Source organism: Thermus thermophilus (assembly GCF_019974155.1).
GTDB classification, from domain to species: Bacteria; Deinococcota; Deinococci; order Deinococcales; family Thermaceae; genus Thermus; species Thermus thermophilus_C.
Window position 1 is genome coordinate 1,954,112 of the sequence record NZ_AP025158.1, and the last position, 16,651, is coordinate 1,970,762.

Annotated in this window: 16 protein-coding genes; 1 reads left to right on the plus strand and 15 read right to left on the minus strand. The window is 69.3% G+C overall.

Features of this window, described 5'->3' with window-relative positions:
* Nucleotides 1-58 precede the first annotated feature (58 nt).
* From TthTMY_RS10550 to TthTMY_RS10605, 12 genes are all read right to left on the minus strand, one after another.
* Entirely contained in the window at nt 59-1,057 is a 999-nt protein-coding gene (locus TthTMY_RS10550; protein ID WP_096411226.1) for a hypothetical protein, read from the minus strand.
* On the minus strand, nt 1,041-1,553 hold the full coding sequence (locus TthTMY_RS10555; RefSeq protein ID WP_172844648.1) for a c-type cytochrome: 513 nt from the start codon (nt 1,551-1,553) through the stop codon (nt 1,041-1,043). Before TthTMY_RS10555 ends, TthTMY_RS10550 begins: the two co-directional genes overlap by 17 nt.
* Nucleotides 1,546-2,064, minus strand: a complete 519-nt coding sequence (locus TthTMY_RS10560; RefSeq protein ID WP_008633542.1) for a DUF3341 domain-containing protein — start codon at nt 2,062-2,064, stop codon at nt 1,546-1,548. Before TthTMY_RS10560 ends, TthTMY_RS10555 begins: the two co-directional genes overlap by 8 nt.
* Nucleotides 2,065-2,073: 9 nt before the next feature.
* Complete coding sequence (nrfD, locus tag TthTMY_RS10565; protein WP_096411227.1) at nt 2,074-3,420, minus strand: NrfD/PsrC family molybdoenzyme membrane anchor subunit; 1,347 nt, start codon at nt 3,418-3,420, stop codon at nt 2,074-2,076.
* On the minus strand, nt 3,413-6,043 hold the full coding sequence (locus TthTMY_RS10570) for a 4Fe-4S dicluster domain-containing protein (protein ID WP_223903262.1): 2,631 nt from the start codon (nt 6,041-6,043) through the stop codon (nt 3,413-3,415). Before TthTMY_RS10570 ends, nrfD begins: the two co-directional genes overlap by 8 nt.
* Nucleotides 6,044-6,052: 9 nt before the next feature.
* Nucleotides 6,053-6,691, minus strand: a complete 639-nt coding sequence (locus TthTMY_RS10575; protein WP_223903263.1) for a cytochrome c3 family protein — start codon at nt 6,689-6,691, stop codon at nt 6,053-6,055.
* Nucleotides 6,692-6,848: 157 nt separating this feature from the next.
* Complete coding sequence (locus TthTMY_RS10580) at nt 6,849-8,471, minus strand: PEGA domain-containing protein (RefSeq protein ID WP_096411228.1); 1,623 nt, start codon at nt 8,469-8,471, stop codon at nt 6,849-6,851.
* Between the two features lie 68 nt (nt 8,472-8,539).
* Nucleotides 8,540-9,490: an acetyl-CoA carboxylase carboxyltransferase subunit alpha gene (locus TthTMY_RS10585; protein WP_096411229.1), complete on the minus strand. Its 951-nt coding sequence runs from the start codon at nt 9,488-9,490 to the stop codon at nt 8,540-8,542.
* Nucleotides 9,474-10,331 carry an acetyl-CoA carboxylase, carboxyltransferase subunit beta gene (gene accD / locus TthTMY_RS10590; protein WP_223903264.1) on the minus strand — a complete coding sequence of 286 codons (858 nt, stop codon included), beginning with the start codon at nt 10,329-10,331 and terminating at the stop codon, nt 9,474-9,476. Before accD ends, TthTMY_RS10585 begins: the two co-directional genes overlap by 17 nt.
* Nucleotides 10,331-10,702, minus strand: a complete 372-nt coding sequence (locus tag TthTMY_RS10595) for a bactofilin family protein (protein ID WP_096411230.1) — start codon at nt 10,700-10,702, stop codon at nt 10,331-10,333. Before TthTMY_RS10595 ends, accD begins: the two co-directional genes overlap by 1 nt.
* Before the next feature lies 1 nt (nt 10,703).
* Nucleotides 10,704-11,603 (minus strand): M23 family metallopeptidase, encoded by a 900-nt coding sequence (locus TthTMY_RS10600; protein ID WP_096411231.1) that lies wholly within the window; start codon nt 11,601-11,603, stop codon nt 10,704-10,706.
* Nucleotides 11,604-11,735: 132 nt separating this feature from the next.
* Nucleotides 11,736-13,007, minus strand: a complete 1,272-nt coding sequence (locus TthTMY_RS10605) for a thymidine phosphorylase (protein WP_223903265.1) — start codon at nt 13,005-13,007, stop codon at nt 11,736-11,738.
* A 22-nt stretch (nt 13,008-13,029) separates the two neighbouring features.
* On the opposite strand from TthTMY_RS10605, the gene TthTMY_RS10610 reads away from it, so the two are divergent.
* Nucleotides 13,030-13,548, plus strand: a complete 519-nt coding sequence (locus TthTMY_RS10610; RefSeq protein ID WP_172844649.1) for a Uma2 family endonuclease — start codon at nt 13,030-13,032, stop codon at nt 13,546-13,548.
* Between the two features lie 97 nt (nt 13,549-13,645).
* Here the strand turns inward: TthTMY_RS10610 and fba are convergent, their stop codons facing one another.
* The 3 genes from fba to panC all read right to left on the minus strand — a co-directional run bounded on the left by fba (nt 13,646) and on the right by panC (nt 16,633).
* Nucleotides 13,646-14,563: a class II fructose-1,6-bisphosphate aldolase gene (gene fba / locus TthTMY_RS10615; protein ID WP_096411232.1), complete on the minus strand. Its 918-nt coding sequence runs from the start codon at nt 14,561-14,563 to the stop codon at nt 13,646-13,648.
* Nucleotides 14,564-14,699: 136 nt separating this feature from the next.
* Nucleotides 14,700-15,806 carry a type IV pilus twitching motility protein PilT gene (locus TthTMY_RS10620; RefSeq protein WP_096411233.1) on the minus strand — a complete coding sequence of 369 codons (1,107 nt, stop codon included), beginning with the start codon at nt 15,804-15,806 and terminating at the stop codon, nt 14,700-14,702.
* Nucleotides 15,803-16,633 (minus strand): pantoate--beta-alanine ligase, encoded by an 831-nt coding sequence (gene panC, locus TthTMY_RS10625; protein ID WP_223903266.1) that lies wholly within the window; start codon nt 16,631-16,633, stop codon nt 15,803-15,805. Before panC ends, TthTMY_RS10620 begins: the two co-directional genes overlap by 4 nt.
* Nucleotides 16,634-16,651: the final 18 nt, after the last annotated feature.

The following is a 16,651-nucleotide window of genomic DNA, read 5'->3' on the forward strand; positions in this document are numbered from 1 at the left end:
GCGTACTCCTATCCCCAGGGTGCGCCCGGGAGGCTTGTGAGGGTAGGTGCAAATGCCCCTACCCCCGCAGGCGGGCGGCGAAGAGGAGGCCGAGGCCCAAAAGGCCCAAGGCCTCCCCCACTCCAAACCCCCGCCCCAGGGCGGGGAGGAGGTACCAGGCGAGGTGCACCAGGCGGAAGAAGGCCACCCAAAGGGCGGCGGGGAGGAGGTAGCGGGCCTCCCGCTTGGGCAGGTTGGTGAGGAGGTAGAGGAAGGGAAGGAAGAACCCCCCCACCACCCAGAAGGCGGCCACCTCGTCCCAATAACCTTGTAAGCGCTTCAGGTAGAACTCCACCTCGTGGGGGAAGTCCGCCCCCCAGACGATGATGAGGGTGGTGGCCTCCAGGTAGATCCAGACGATGGAGAGGGCGAGGAGGAGGTTGGTGTGGTTCTGGGCCTGGCCGCGGAGGGCGGCCGTGCCCTGCCTCGCCGCAAGGCCCACGGCCACGGCGAGGGCCAGGAGGGCGGCGGAGAGGAGGAGGATGGCCCCGAAGGAGGCGGAGTAGAAGTGGGCCTCGAGGCTCTTGAAGAGGTCAAAGGAGAGGAAGGTGCCCGCCACGAAGACCAAGGGCAGCCCCCAGGCCCCCACCTCCGCCCGGTGCTCCCCGGGGCGGAGCCGGGAGAGGACGAAGGCGAAGAGGGCGAAAGCGAGGGCGTAGCGGAGGAACATGAAGGGCGCGTTCAGGTAGGGGGCCCGGTGGAGCAAAACGGGGTCCAGGCGGGCCTCGGGCCTCGCCCAGGGGAAAAGCTCCGGGAGAAAGAGGAAGAAGGGGAGGCCCAGAAGCCCCATCAGGGGAAGGAGCCGGGCCAAGGGGTAGAGGTAGGGCTCCAAAGGCAGGCCCCAGTGGCTCCTTAGGGCGTTGTGCAGGAGGAGGACGAGGAGGGCCCCCAAGGAGAGGAGGAGGAAGAAGGCGAAGGGGAAGTAGGCGGCGGGCGCGCCGAAGAGGAAGGCCGAGGCGTAGAGCAAAAGCCCCAGGGCCCCCGGGGCCAGGCGGCTTGCCTCAATGGACCTCTGCATGCACCACCTCCTCAGGGCAGGCCTCCAAGAGGAGGCACCGCTTGATGTAGTGGGCGATGAGCCAGCGCTCCCTCTCGGGGATGCGGCTCTTGTAGGGGAGCATGCGGCCGAAGCCGTTGGTGGCGGCGAAGTAGAAGTAGCCCTCGGGCTGGTCCCGCACGGCGGGGTCGTGGAAGGAGCGGGGCTTGGGCACGCCCAAGGGGATGGCCCTCCCGTCCCCTTCCCCCCTTACCCCGTGGCAGATGGCGCAGAAGCTCTGGTAGAGCGCCTTTCCCCGGAGGAGGTCCGCCTCGGTGAAGGCGTAGGGGCTTTCCGCAAAACCCCCCTCGGGCTTGAGCCCAAGCCGCACCGCCTGGTCCAGGTTCTCCCCCAGGGCGACCCGGTCCTCGGGGAAGGCGAGGGGGAGGGGGCTTTCCCGGAAGGCCTTGACCTTGGGCTGGTCCCACATCCAGCCGCATCCGGAAAGGAGAAGGGCGAGCAGGAGAAGGCTACGCACGCCGCACCTCCTCCACCTCCGCCCCTAAGGCCCGAAGGAGGTCCCGGGTGGCCTCCGGGTCAAACCGGGGGTCGGTGGCGTAGACGAAGAGGGCGGGCCGGTCCACGAGGGCCTCCCGGTAGCGGGGGGCGAGAACGGCGGGGTGGGCGGCCAGGGGGAGGCCGTTCAGGTAGAGGAGGTAGAGGAAGATCCCCACGGTGATGGTGAGGATGGTGATCTCAAAGGTGACGGGGATGAAGGCGGGCCAGCCCAAAAGGGGCTTCCCCCCGGCGTTGTGGGGGTAGTCCAGGGTGGTGTAGACCTGGAGGAAGAGGCCGAGGCCTGCCCCCAAGACCCCCAGGAAGAAGGCCATCCAGGGAATGCGCTCGTCGTGGCCGTACACCGCCTCGAGGCCCTCCAACGGGGTCGGGGTGATGGCCTCCAGGTGGCGGTACCCCGCCTTCTTGAGGGCCTTCAGGGCCTCAAGAAGCTTCTCCTGCGCGTCAAAGTAGGCCATGTACCCGTACAGCATGGCGCCTCCCTAGTGCTTCCTAAGCTTGTGGTAGAGGTGCAGCATCTCCGCCACGGCGATGGGGGGGAAGAGGCGGATGAGGACCGCAAGGCCGAAGAGGAAGAAGCCCAGGGTGCCCAGGAAGAGGGTCCAGTCCACCCAGGTGGGGGAGTAGAGGTGGAAGTTCCCGGGGAGGAAGTCGTGGGAGAGGCTGATGATCACGATGACGAAACGCTCAAGCCACATGCCCACGTTGGCCAAAATGGAGAAGACAAAAAGCCAGGCCACGTTCCTGCGGAACCTGGGGAACCAGAGGGTCTGGAGGAGGACCACGTTGATGAGCATCATGGCCCAGTAGTAGGGGGCGTAGGGCCCGGTCATGCGCCAAAGTTGCTGGGCCCACTCCGCGGGTTCCGCCGAGTACCAGGCGATGAAGATCTCCAAGAGGTAGGTGTAGGCCACCCCGAGGCCGCTGGCCAGGGTCACCTTGCCCATCCAGTCCAGGTGGCGCTCGGTGATGACCCCCTCGAGGCGGTACCACTTCCTCAAGGGGATGAGGAGGGTGAGGGCCATGGCGAAGCCCGAGTAGATGGCCCCGGCGGCGAAGAAGGGGGGGAAGAGGGTGAGGTGCCAGCCCGGCACCACCCCGTAGGCGAAGTCCATGCTCACCACGGAGTGCACGGAGATGACCACGGGGGTGGCGAGGCCCGCCAAGAGGACGTAGGCCGCCCGGTAGCGCCGCCAGTGGAGGGCGCTCCCCGTCCAGCCTAAGGAAAGCCAACCGTAAAGCTTCTTCCGCCAGCCCTGGCTCCTCTCCCTGAGGAGGGCGAGGTCGGGGATGAGGCCCAGGTAGAGGAAGAGGGTGGAGATGGTGAGGTAGGTCATGATGGCCAAGACGTCCCAGGAGAGGGGGCTTTTGTACTGGGGCCAGAGGGCCAGGTGGGTGGGGTAGGGCAGGATCCAGTAAAAGTTCTGGGGCCGGCCCATGTGGATCAGGGGGTAAGTGGCGGCGCAGAGGACGGCGAAGAGGGTCATGGCCTCGGTGATCCGGTTTAAGGAGTCCCGCCAGTTTTGGCGCATGAGGACGAGGATGGCGCTGATCAGGGTCCCGGCGTGGCCGATGCCGATCCACCATACGAAGTGGACGATGTCAAACCCCCAGAGGACGGGCTGGTTGATCCCCCAGGTGCCGAGGCCCTTGGTGAAGGTGACGAAGATGGCGTAGAGCCAGGCCAGGGTCAGGACGAAGCCCACGGCCACCACCACCTTCCAGGGCCTGGGCGGGGGCTTCTCCACGGGCTCTAAGAGCTTCTCCACCAGGGTCTTTTCCGTCCACTCCCCCTGGATGAGGTCGTGGTCCGGGTGCCGTTCAGGCATGGCCTCCCTCCTTCCTAAGCCTGGGGTTGGGGTTCTTCAGGTGGGCGAGGTAGGTGGTCCGGGGCCAGGTGTTCGCTTCCTCCAAGAGGACGTAGTGGCGGCCCTCCCTCCGGTGGGCGTGGATGGGGTCCTCGGGGTCCAGGAGGTCCCCGAAGTGGATGGCCTGACCGGGGCAGACCTCCTGGCAGGCGGTCACCACCTCCCCGGTGCGGATCCTCCGCCCCTCCCTCGCGGCCTCGGCCCGGGCGAGCTCAATCCGCTGCACGCAGTAGGTGCACTTCTCCATGACGCCCCGGCTTCTCACCGTCACCTCGGGGTTCATGAGGAGGGCGAGGGGGCTTTCCTTGGCCCGCCTCGGGTCCCCTTGGCCGATGAAGGCCTCGGCGTAGGGGAAGAAGTTGAAGCGCCGCGCCTTGTAGGGACAGTTGGCGGAGCAGTACTTCGTGCCCACGCAGCGGTTGTAGACCATGAGGTTGAGCCCCTCGGGGGAGTGCTCCGTGGCGGCCACGGGGCAGACCGCCTCGCAAGGGGCCTTCTCGCAGTGCTGGCACATCACGGGCTGGTGGAAGACGCCCTCCTCGGCGAAGTAGCGGTCCAGGCGGATCCAGTGCATCTCCCGGCCCTTCCCCACCTCCTCCTTCCCCACCACGGGGATGTTGTTCTCCACCTGGCAGGCAAGGACGCAAAGCCCACACCCCACGCAGCGGGCGAGGTCCACGGTCATGGCCCAGGCGTGCTCCCCCTGGGGCCAGGGGGGGTAGAAGGAGACGCGCTTCTCCTCCTTGGGCTGGGCCTTGCGCGCCTCCTCCTCGGTGAGGACCTTCACCGCCTCCACCTCCCCCAACTCGCCGTGGTATTGGGTGGAGACGAGGGGGTAGTCCCGGCCCGTGGGCAGGACCTCCGCGGGGAAGACCGTCCCTTCAGGGTGGAAGAAATGGGAGAGGGGGGCCACGAGGCTTCCCTCGGGAAGGAGGGGGAGGGGCCAGAGGGGGAGGAGGGCCTCCCGCTCCCCGGCCCGCACCCGAAGGAGGGGCCTCCTGGGGTCGGCGCGCCGCTCCCGGGCGCGGATCCCCTCAAGAAGCCCCCAGGCCTCCGCCTCCCTCTCCCCGGCGAGGAGGGCCCCGTCCCAGACCAAGAGGGAGAGGGGCCGGGGAAGCTCTTGGAGGTAGGGGTTTTCCCGGTAGCGGCCGTCAAAAAGGCGCGCGTCCGGGCGGAGGGTGAGCTCCAGGGGGGCCTCCCGGCGCAAGGCGGGAAGGCGGCCCTCCAGGCCGGGGAGGGGCTCCAGGGCCAAAGGCTCCGCTTCCTCCAGGGGGCGGCCCTCGGCCAGGGCCCGCTTCTCCTCCGGGGAGAGGGCGGGAAGTTCCTCCCCAAGAAGCCCCGCCAGCACCTCCTCCAGGCCCTTCCCGCCGTAGAGGGGCTTGAGGAGGGCTTGGGCGGGCCAGAGGCGGCCCCAGGCGTCCCGGGCAGGGCTTGCCGCCTCCAGGGGGTGGGCCAAGGGGAGGCTATAGGGGGCCTCCTTCGGGTAGAGGGAGAGGACCGCGGCGAAGGCCTTTCCCCGAAGGCCCGGCAAGGGGCCTTCCGCCGCCCAGACGAGGCGGGAAGCCTCTTCCGCCTCGAGGAAGGCCCGGGGGGTGGCGGGCTCGGCCTCGGGGGGCGATACGTAGGCCACGGGGGCCCCAAGCCTCGCGTTCACCGCCATGGCCAGGGCCTGGGCCGCGGGGGTGAGGTGGACCCCGGGGAGGAGGAGCCCTCCCCGCCCGAGGTCCTCCACCAAGGCGGGGAGGAAGCCCCCGTAGTCCGAGGCGGGGCTTCCCGGGAGGACCCCGAGGGCCTTCGCCAGGTCCAGGAGGAAGGCCTCGAGGGCGCTGGGCTTTAGGGCCAGGCGGTGGTCGGCCACGGCGCCAAGGAGCCCCGCCCCGCTCTCCACGGCGTAGATGCGGTTCATGGGGGGAAGGCGCCTCTGGCTTAGGGCGGCCCACCAACCGTAGCCCGCGGGGTGCTCGTGGAGGTCCACGTCCAAGAGGAGGACCGTCTCCGCCTTCTCGGGGCTATAGACGGGCCAGGCCCTCTGCCCGAAGGCGAGTTCCGCCCCCCGGTAGACGTTCTCCAGGCTCCAGGCCTCAAACCGGGCCACCTTGAGGTTGGGAAAGCGGGCCTGGGCCCGCTGGAGGAGGGCCTCGAGGCGGGGCGAGGTGGTGCGGGGGAGGACGAGGAGGGTCTCCCCTTCCCCCAAGGCCTTCCGCCAGGCGGCGTAAAACCCCTCCCAGTCCGGGGCTTTGCCCTTGCGGGCCGGGTCGTAAAGGCTGTAAAGCCCCGCAAGGGGGTAGGGCCCCATGGCCTCCCCTTGGGGGACGAGGAAGAGGGGCCTTCCCTGGTAGGTGCGCACCCGCACGGGCTCAGCGAAGCCCGCGTGGGGCAGGGCGGTGAAGAACTCCCTGCGCCCGCCCTCCACCACCCCCTCGGGCTGGCGCACGTAGGGCACCCCCTTGCGCCGCACCACCGGGGTGCAGGCCGCCAAGGAGACGAGGCCCAAGGCCAAAAACCCCCTCCGGGTCACGGGACCGAAGGGAAACTCCTCCCGGAAAAGCGCTCGCTCCAACGCCTCCTGGGGTCCTCTGCGCATACCTCCTCCCTAGCGGTGGCAGGTGTTGCAGCTCGTGAGCTCCTCGGGGGGCCGGACGTGGTAGAGCTTGAGGAGCTCCCGTCCCAACTCGGGGTCCGGAACGTAGGCCATGTTGAAGACCTGCTCCCGAGGCCTCAGGTGCGGTGCGGGGTTCCGGTGGCAGTCCAGGCAGAACTTCATGGTGAAGGCTTGGGGCTGGTAGACCACGGGCATCTGGTCCACCCGGCCGTGGCACTCGGCGCAACCCACCCCCTTGGCCACGTGAGGGGCGTGGTGGAAGTAGACGAAGTCGGGGAGGTTGATCACCCGGTTCCAGCGGAGGGGCTCCCCTTTCTCCCAGCTCTCCCGCACGAGGGCCAGGTTGGGGCTATCCGGCTTCACGTAGAGGTGGCAGGTCATGCAGGTCTCCGTGGGGGGAAGCCCGGCGTAAGGGGCGTACTCCACGGCGGAATGGCAATAGCGGCAGGAAAGGCCGAGCCCCCCGGCGTGGAAGGCGTGGTTGAAGGGGACGGGCTGGGGCACGGGCCGCCCTTCCCGCTGCTCCAAGGCCCCCACCGCCACCCCGGAGAAGACCAGGACCAAGGCGAGAAAGACCCCCAACACCGACCCCCAGAAGAGGGTCTTGAGCCAGCGGTTTCTCCGTCTCATAGGCCACCCCGTCAAAGAGGTCCACCCGATACCCGCTCCTAAGGCTTGCTCAGGGGTACACTACACCAGGGGCCTCGGGACATTTGTCCCTAACGCAAAAGGGCCGCCCGGGAAGACCCGAAAGCGGCCTCTTCGCCTTCGCTCTCTGGGGAACGCCTCAGCGCCCTAGGGGCACCATCTGGAAGCGGAGGACCCGGTCCCCGCTCACCTGGAGCGTCTGGACCAAGGTGCGGTAGCCCGGGGCCACCAGGGTGAGCTCGTGCTCGCCGAAAGGCGCCTCCAGGCGGAGGTAGCCCCCCTTGGCCACGCCCACCTCCTCCCCGTCCAGGAAGACCCGGGCCTCCACGTTGAGGTAAAGCTCCAGGACCGCCCGCACGGGAAGGAGCTCCACGAAGAGGCGCAGGCTCTCCCCGGGGCGCACCTCCACCTGGGCCCGGTACTCCGCGTGCCCCGGGGCCAGGACCCGGACCTCGTGGAGCCCGGCCTCGAGGCTCACCCTAAGGGGAGCCCGCCCCGCGAAGCGGCCGTCCAGGTAGACCTCGGCCCCCTCGGGCCTGGCCTCCAGGAAGAGCTCCCCGGTGCGCAGGGGCCTGAGGCTCGCAACAAGCCTGGTCTCCCGGCCCCTTTCCACCCGCACCGTGGCCCCATAGGGCTCGTACCCCGGGAGGCGGAGCTCCACCCGGTAGGTGCCCTCGTTCAGGGTGAGGCGCAGAGGGGTGCGGCCCTGGAGGCGGCCGTCCAGGTAGACCTCGGCCCCTTGGGGGCTAGACTCCAGGAAAAGGGTGCCGGTGCGGGGGATGGGGGTGAGGCGCACGTCCAGCCGGGTGGTCTCCCCCCGGCGCACCGACACCTGGGCCCGGTAAGGCTCGTGGTCCGCAAGCCTAAGCTCCACCCCGTACCGCCCCTCGGGCAGGCTCAGGGTGAGGGGCGTGCGGCCCCGCAACGCCCCGTCCACGTAGACCTCGGCCCCCGGAGGGGTAGAGCTCACGCTCAAGGTCCCCTGCCGGGGCTCGGGGGAGAGGGGGGCGAAGACCTGCACCCGCTCCCCCGGCTTGGGGTTCACCGTCACCCGGTAGGGCTGGTAGCCCGCAAGCCGAAGCTCCACCTCGTGCCGCCCGGGGTTCACGGAGAGGACGAGGGGGGTGCGGCCCTGGAGGCGGCCGTCCAGGTAGACCTCGGCCCCCTGGGGCCTGGAGTCCACCGCCAGGGTGGCCGTGGCCGGGGTGGGGGGCGGGGCGGAGGTCCGGCCCACGTAGTAGCGGGCCACGTCCGTCACCCAGTCCTTGGCGGGAACCGGCCTAACGACAATGGAGAGGGCGCGGGCCAAGCCCTCCCAGCCCTGGACCCGCGCCTCGCCCCGCTCCACGTCCAGGATCTCCGCCACGGAGAGGGGGCGGCGGCTCGCCACCGCCAAGATCCTGTCCTCCCCCTCGGGGCCGGTGATGGTGTAGCGGTAGCGGGCCCCCTCCGGGGGAAAACGCCGGGTCTCCCCCGCCCGGAGGAGGTTCTCCCTCTCGTAGGGGTTGGGCAGGATGGGGTCAATGCGGCCGTCGGCGTTGATGTTGAAGAGGTAGACGTAGGCGTCCTGGTTGACGCGCACGTAGATGTAAATGGACTCGCCGATCTGGTAGACGGCGTTCCCCCGCTTGGCCGGATCCTTGTCCACCCAGACCCGGACCTCGAGGTCCGTGGGCACCGGGTTGACGATGATCCCCTGGGGGTTGATCTCCTGGGCCAACGCGGCCCCAAGCCCTAAGACCGCCAGCCAAAGCTTCCGCATAGGCCTCACCTCCACCCCCAGGGTACGCCTTCCCTGTGAAAACCCTGAGGGACCTGGCCCAACGTCCCTTAAGGCTCGGCAAAGACGCCCAGGGAGCGGAAGCGGCGGTAGCGGTCCTCGTAGAGGGCCTCCGGGGAGAGGCCCCTAAGCTCCTCCAGGGCCTTTAGGAGGGCCTCCTTGATGTTCTGGATGGCCTTCTCGGGGTCCTTATGGGCCCCGCCCTCGGGCTCGGGGACGATGGCGTCCACCACCTTGAGCTGGAGGAGGTCCTTCGCCGTGAGCTTCAAGGCCTCGGCGGCCTTGGGGGCCTCCTTGGCGTCCCGCCAGAGGATGGCGGCGCAGGACTCGGGGCTGATCACGGAGTACCAGGCGTTCTCCAGGATGAGGACCCGGTTGGCCACGGCGATGGCCAAGGCCCCCCCGCTTCCCCCCTCCCCCAGGATCACCGTCACGGCGGGGACCCGGAGGCGGCTCATCCGCTGGATGCTCTGGGCGATGACCCAGGCCTGGCCCCGCTCCTCGGCGGAGACCCCGGGATAGGCCCCGGGGGTGTCCACGAAGGTGAGAAAGGGGTAGCCGAAACGGTCTGCCAGGTCCATGAGGCGCATGGCCTTGCGGTACCCCTCGGGGTGGGGCATGCCGAAGTTGCGCTGGAGGTTCTCCTTGGTGTCCCGGCCCTTCTGGTGCCCCACCACCACCACCTTCTCCCCCTCGAGGTAGGCGAGCCCCCCCACGATGGCGGGGTCGTCGGCGAAGGCCCGGTCCCCGTGGAGCTCTATGAAGTCCTGGAAGGCCTTCTCCAGGACGTCTAAGGTGGTGGGCCGCCCTTGGGCGCGGGCGAGCTGGACCCGTTGCCAGGGGGTGAGGTTCTCGTAGGTCTCCTTCTTGAGCCGGGCCAGGCGCTCCTCCAGGAGGCGGATCTCGGCCTCCAGGTCCACCCCCGTGGCCTTGGCCGTCTCCTTGAGCTCCTGAATGCGCCGTTCCAGCTCCAGAATGGGCTTTTCAAACTCCAGGGGCATAGGCTACTCCCGGGTGCAGGTGGCGGAGGACCCGCACGAGCTCCGCCTTGAGGCGGCGCCGGTCCGTGACCCGGTCCACCATGCCGTGCTTCAAGAGGAACTCGGAGCGCTGGAAGCCCTCGGGAAGCTCCTGGCGGATGGTCTGGCGGATGACCCTAGGCCCGGCGAAGCCGATCAGGGCCCCGGGCTCGGCGAAGATCACGTCGGCCAGGGCGGCGAAGCTCGCCGTGACCCCTCCCGTGGTGGGGTCGGTGAGGACGGAGACGTAGGGCAGGCGCCGGGCCCAGACCCGGTCCAGGCTCATCACCGTCTTGGCCATCTGCATGAGGGAAAGGGCGGCTTCCTGCATCCTCGCCCCCCCCGAGGCGGCCACGATGACGAGGGCCCTCCCCTCCTCCGCCGCCCTCTCCGCCCCGCGGGCGATCTCCTCCCCCACCACGCTCCCCATGGAGCCCCCGGCGAAGGCGTAGTCCATGACGAGGAGGACCGCGGGCACCCCGCCGATCTGGCAGGTGCCCCCGAGGACGGCATCGGGCCTACCCGTCTCCTCCTGGTAGGCCTTGAGGCGCTCGGTGTAGGGCTTGGTGTCCACGAAGCCCAAGGGGTCCAGGGGCCGAAGCCTCGTGGTCTCCCGGAAGGTCCCAGGGTCGGCCAGCATGGCCACCCGCTCCTGGGCGGGGAGGCGGTGGTGGTGGCCGCACTTGGGGCAGACGTGGAGGTTTTCCTGGAACTCCTTCTTGTAAATCTGGGCCCCGCAGGCCTCGCACTTGGTCCAAAGCTCGGGAACGTCCCGGTTGCCCCCGCTCGGGCGCTTTCTGCGGAAGAGCCTTTCCAGGGCCATCAGGCCTCCTTGGGGGCCTCGAGGGCCTTGTGCTCCCCGGTCACGCTCTGTCCCACGAAGACCGCCCCCGCCTCCACCTCGAGGGCCTGGGCCTTGAGCTGGCCGGTGAAGCGGGCCGTCTTGGAGAGGACCACCTTCTCGGCGGTGAGCTCCGCCTTGACCTCGCCGTGGATGACCACGGACCTGGCCTCCACCCTCTCCCCTTCCACCCGGCCCGTGGGGCCGAACTCCAGCTCCCCTTCCACCAGGACGGAACCCCGCACCAGGCCGTCAATGCGCACCTGGCCCTTGGCCCTCATGTCGCCCAGGACCTCGGTGTCGGGGCCGAGGTAGGTGAGGGTGCGCTCCCTTCTTCCCAGCATCCGCCCCATTCTACCGGGTGTACCAGGTGGGGTCCAGGTAGGCCCTGGGGTCCACCGGCGTCCCGTAGCGGTAGACGCCGTAGTGGAGGTGGGGACCCGTGGACCGGCCCGTGGAGCCCACAAAGCCCAATAGCTCGCCCCGGGCCACCCGCTGGCCTGGGCGGACGGCCAAGCGGGAGAGGTGGCCGTAGAGGGTCTGGTAGCCCCGGGCGTGGTCCACCACCACGGCGAGGCCATAGGCCCCCATCCACCCTGCCTGGACCACCACCCCACTCCCCGTGGCGTAGACGGGGGCCCCGTAGGGGGCGGAAAAGTCCAGGCCGTCGTGGAACTCCACACCGGGGCCGAAGGGGTTTTTGCGGTAGCCGAAGTAGGAGGTGACCCCCCCGTGCCCCCGGAGGGGAAGGCCGGCGGGGAGGCTTCGCTCCACCTCCAGGGTCCGCTCCAAGGCGGGGGCGAGCTCGGCGAGCTGGGCCTTCAGGTCCAAAACCTCCACCCGCACCGCCCTCCACCCCTCCATGGCCCCGCCCCCTTGCCCGCCCTCCTGGTAGCGGACGGGGAGGGCGTTGATGGGGGAAAGCCCGGCGCGGCGGCGGAGCTCGTTGATGGCCTCCTTGAGGGCCTCAAGCTCCTTCTTGGTGCGCTCCGCCTCCTGGGAGAGGACCCCGTTTTTGGCCTTCTCCGCCTCCAGGGCCAGGGAAAGCCGCCTCGCCTCTTGGGAGAGGGCGTAGAGCCTGGCCTCGAGGGCCCGCACCTCCCGGGCCCGGTGCCAGAGGTAGAGGTTCACCCCCGTCCAGAGGGCGAGGAAGGCCAGGAAGAGGCCAAAGGCCCAGCCGGGAAAGGTGAGGGCCCGGCTCCCCCCACCGCTTCGGGCAAGGAGGAGGGTGTACCGGACAGGCCGCCTTTTCATCCCCGGAAGTATACCATCCCCCCGGGGGCCCAAGCCCCCGCGCCTGGGGTCGGCGCGGGGCGGCCCCGGTTTGGGCCCGGGGACCCGCTTTTTGGGCATTTCACCCCTTGGTTGCGCCACCGGTTGGGGTACCTAGATGGCCTCCAAGACCAAGGGGGCGGGGTGCGCCTCCTCCCCCAGGGCGTAGGCCTCGCGCAGGTGCCCAAGGGCCTCCTCCAGGCCCCGCCTCCGGTGGTAGACCAGGGCCAAGGCCTCCCCCCGTTCCACCCGGTCCCCGGGCTTCTTGAGCAGGTAGACCCCCACCCCGTGGTCAATGGCCTCCCCCTTCCGCCTCCGCCCCCCGCCCAGGGCGAGGACGGCGAGGCCCACCTTGTAGGCGTCCACCTCCCGCACCACGCCCTCCTCCTCGGCGAGTAGGGGGTGCTCTTCGGCGAGGGGAAGAAGGGAGAAGTCCTCCACCACCCTAGGGTCTCCCCCCTGGGCCTCGAGGAAGGCCCGGAACTTCTCCAAGGCCGCCCCGCTCTCCAGGGCCTTCCGGGCGAGGGCGGGGTCCAGGCCCTCAAGCTTTAGGGCCTCCTCCGCCAGGGCCAGGGCCACCTCCAAAAGGTCCCCGGGGCCTTCCCCCTTGAGGGCCCGTATGGCCTCCCGCACCTCCAGGGCGTTTCCCACCGCCCGCCCCAGGGGGGCCTCCATGGAGGTGAGGAGGGCCCTCACCCGCCTTCCCGCCCCCTGGCCGATGGCCACCATGGTCTTAGCGAGAAGCCTCGCCTCCTCCAGGGTCTTCATGAAGGCCCCCCGGCCCACCTTCACGTCCAAGACGAGGCTCCGCGCCCCGGCGGCGAGCTTTTTGCTCATGATGGAGCTCGCGATCAAGGGCACGCTCTCCACCGTGGCGGTCACGTCGCGGAGGGCGTAAAGCTTCCCGTCCAGGGGGGCGAGGTCCGGGCTTTGGGCGGCGATGACGAGGCCCACCCTCCGGGCCCTCTCCAAAAACTCCGCCTCCGTCATCTCCCCCCGCCAGCCCGGGACGGATTCCAGCTTGTCTATGGTCCCCCCGGTGTGGGCCAGGCCCCGGCCCGACATCTTGGCGAAGGTGCACCCGCTTGCGGCGAGGATCGGCCCCACCACCAGGCTCACCTTGTCCCCCACGCCCCCCGAGGAGTGCTTGTCCACGGGGTGGGGAAGGCCGGAGAGGTCCAGGACCTTCCCCGAGCGGGCCATGATCTCGGTGAGCCAGAGGGTCTCCTCGGCGTCCAGGCCCCGCAGAAAGGCCGCCATGAGCCAGGCGGAAACCTGGTAGTCCGGCACCTCGTCCCGCAGGTAGCCGAGGAGGAAGGCCTCGAGGTCCTCCCGGCGGTGCTTGCCTCCTTCCCGCTTCTCCCGGATGAAGGCCACGGGGTTCATGGGCCCATGCTACGCTATAGCCATGGCCACCCGGTACCGGTTCGGCCTGGAGGAGTACGAGAGGCTCTTCCGGGGGGTACGGGGCGTGGAGCTTTTGGGAGGGGAGGTCTACCGGATGAGCCCCATCGGCCCCAAGCACGCCTGGAGCGTGGCCCGGCTAACCCGGCTTTTCACGGAGGCCCTGGGGGATCGGGCCGTGGTCTGGCCGCAAAACCCCATCCGCATCCCCCCCCACTCCGAACCCCAGCCCGACCTGGCCCTCCTCCGGCCCAAAAGCTATGGGGAGGGGCTTCCCACCCCCGAGGACGTACTCCTCCTGGTGGAGGTGGCCGAAACGAGCCTAGAGCACGACCAGGGTCTTAAGCTTTCCCTCTACGCCCAGGCGGGCATCCCCGAGGTGTGGATCCTGGACCTCAAGGAAAACCGCCTCCACGTCTACCGCACCCCCAAGGCCGGGGTCTACACGGAGCACCGCATTCTCCTCCCCGGGGAGGAGGCGGAGCCTCTGGCCTTTCCCGGGGTGCGGATTCCCTGGAGCTAAGTGGCTGCACGTTGATTTCGCAACACGGGTTGCCCGAAATAAGGCTTGGGAAGGTCCTTTTGGGGCCCCCACCGCGGCGAAAGCCGCGGTGGGGTACTTAAGCCCGCCCCACGGAGCCGAAGAGCTCCATGCGGCTTTTCACCACCTCCTTCACCGCCTCCCGGGCGGGGCCCAGGTACTTCCTGGGGTCAAACTCCTTGGGGTTTTTCCCCAGGGCCTCCCGGATGAGGGCGGTGAAGGCGAGGCGCAGGTCGGTGTCGGTGTTGATCTTGGCGACGCCCAAGGAGATGGCCTTCTTGATGTCCTCGGGGTGGATGCCCGCGGCCTCCCCGATCTCGCCCCCTGCGGCCCGGAAGCGCTCCACGAGCTCTTGGGGCACGGCGCTTGCCCCGTGGAGGACGAGGGGGGCCGGGACGAGCTCGGCGATGCGGGCAAGCCGGGGGTGGTCAATGAAGGGCCTCCCCTTCCCCTTGTAGGCCCCGTGGCTCGTGCCGATGGCCACCGCCAGGTAGTCGGCCCCCGTGCGCTCCATGAAGATCCGGGCCTCCTCGGGGTTGGTGAGGAGGGCGTCCTTCTCGTCCACGGCCACGTGCTCCTCAATCCCCGCAAGCCGCCCAAGCTCCGCCTCCACCGTGACCCCCACGGCGTGGGCCGCCTCCACCACCCGCTTGGTCTCCCGGACGTTCGTCTCAAAGTCCTCGTGGGACTTGTCAATCATGACGCTGGTGAAGCCCTCCCTGAGGGCCTTGAGGACGCTCTCGTAGCTAGAGCCGTGGTCCAGGTGCACGGCCACGGGCACCCGGGCCTCCTGGGCCAAGGCCACCACCATGCGGGTGAGGGCCCGGCCCCCGTACTTCATCGCCCCCTCGGAGAGGGCGAGGATCACGGGGCTCCGCATTTCCTCGGCGGCCTCGAGGATGGCCTGGGTGAACTCCATGTTGTTGGTGTTGAAGGCCCCGACCCCGTAGCCTTCCGCCCGCGCCTTGCGCAAGATCTCTAGACCCGTTACCAGCATAAACGCCTCCCGCCCGATTATACCCCCTCTGGAAGCGTGGAACGGCCCCATCCCATATGGACTCGGGCCAGCGTGGGGGCCCGGAAAAGGGTTTCCAGGGGGCTTCTTTTGGGCCAGGCAGGCGAGGGGAAGAGCGTCAGTAAGTCTGCCCCGTGGCCTTGGTGAGGAGGAGCCGGAACTCGTGGGGGCCGGTGGCGGCGGAAAGGGCGTCCTCCAGGGAGATGAGCCCCTCGGTGTAGAGCTCCACCAGGTGCTGGTCAAAGGTGCGCATCCCGTAGAGGGACCCCTCCATCATGGCCTCCTTGATCTGGGGCGTCTTCTCCTCGTCCTTGAGAAGCTCCCGCACGTAGGGGGTGGCGATGAGGATCTCCAAGGCGAGGACCCGGCCCTGGCCGTCGGCCTTGGGGAGGAGGCGCTGGGAGAGGATGCCGAGGAGGGACTCGGCGAGGAGGATGCGCACCTGACGGTGCTCGTGCAGGGGGAAGAAGTCAATGATCCGGTTGATGGTCCGCCAGGCGTCCAGGGTGTGGAGGGTGGAGAGGACCAGGTGGCCCGTCTGCGCCGCCATGAGGGCGGCCTCCACCGTCTCCTTATCCCGCATCTCCCCCACCATGATCACGTCGGGGTCCTGGCGGAGGGCGTACTTGAGGCCGGTGTAGAAGCTGTCCGTGTCCAGCCCCACCTCCCGCTGGACCACGAGGCTCTTCTTGTGCTTGTGCAGGAACTCAATGGGGTCCTCAATGGTGATGATGTTCTTGGCGTAGTGGAGGTTGATGTGGTCAATGAGGGCCGCCAGGGTGGTGCTCTTGCCGCTCCCCGTGGGCCCCGTGACCAGGATGAGGCCCCGCTCCTTGGCGGCGAGGCCCTCCATCACCTCCCGGGGGAGGCCCAGGGCCTCAAAGCTCGGGATCACCTCGGAGACCACCCGCATCACCAGGCCTAAGCTCCCCCGTTGCCTCAGGAGGTTGCAGCGGAAGCGGGCCACCCCGGGAATGGTGTAGGCGAAGTCCATCTCCTTGCGGTACTCCAGCTCCTCCAGCTGTTCCGGGGTGAGGAGGGCCCGGGCGATGGCCTCGGTGTCCTTGGGGGTGAGGGGGCGGCTACCGAAGGGGCGGAGCTTGCCGTCTATCCGGACGGTGGGGGGGGCTCCGGCCTGCAGGTGGATGTCCGAGGCCCGGGCCTGGACCATGGCCTTCAGCATCTCCACGAGGCTCTGCTTGCCCTGGCCTTGGGCCTCGCTCATGGGTAGACCTCCAAGTTGTCAATAAGCCGCGCCTCGGGGAACCTCCCGGCCACGATCCCCCTGGCCCCTGCGACCCAGTCGGAAAGGGGCAGGAGGGTCTCGGGGTGGACGATGGCGAGGTAGTCCTTGCGGAACTCGGGCACCCCCGCCAAGACCTCCTCCCCCGCCCGGAGCGCCTCGGCCACGCTTCCCCCCCGCCCCGCCACCTCCCGCATGGCCAAAAGGGCCCGGTAGAGCACGGGGGCCTTCCTGCGGGTCTCGGGGGAGAGGTAGACGTTGCGGCTGGAAAGGGCGAGGCCGTCCTCCTCCCGCACCGTGGGCACCCCCACCACCTCCACGGGGAAGCCCAGGTCCCGGACCATCCGCCGCACCACGAGGAGCTGCTGGTAGTCCTTCTCCCCGAAGTAGGCCCTTTGGGGCTGGACCAAAAGGAAAAGCCGCGCCACCACCGTGGCCACCCCCTGGAAGTGGCCGGGGCGCACCGCCCCCTCCCAAAGGGCGGTGAGGGGACCCTCCACCTGGACCCGGGTGGCGAAGCCCTCGGGGTACATCTCCTCCACGCCGGGGGCGAAGAGGAGGTCCACCCCCGCCTCCTCCAAAAGGGCCCGGTCCCGCTCCAGGTCCCGAGGGTAGCGGTGGTAGTCCTCCCCGGGGCCGAACTGGAGGGGGTTGACGAAGACGGAGACCGCCACGAAGGGGTTCTCCCGCCGGGCCCGTTCCACCAGGGCGAGGTGCCCCCGGTGGAGGTAGCCCATGGTGGGGACGAAGCCCACGCCCTCCCGGGGCAGGGCCCGGCGCAGCTCGGCCACGGTGCTCACGGTTCTCACGGTCCCCAGTATACTTTC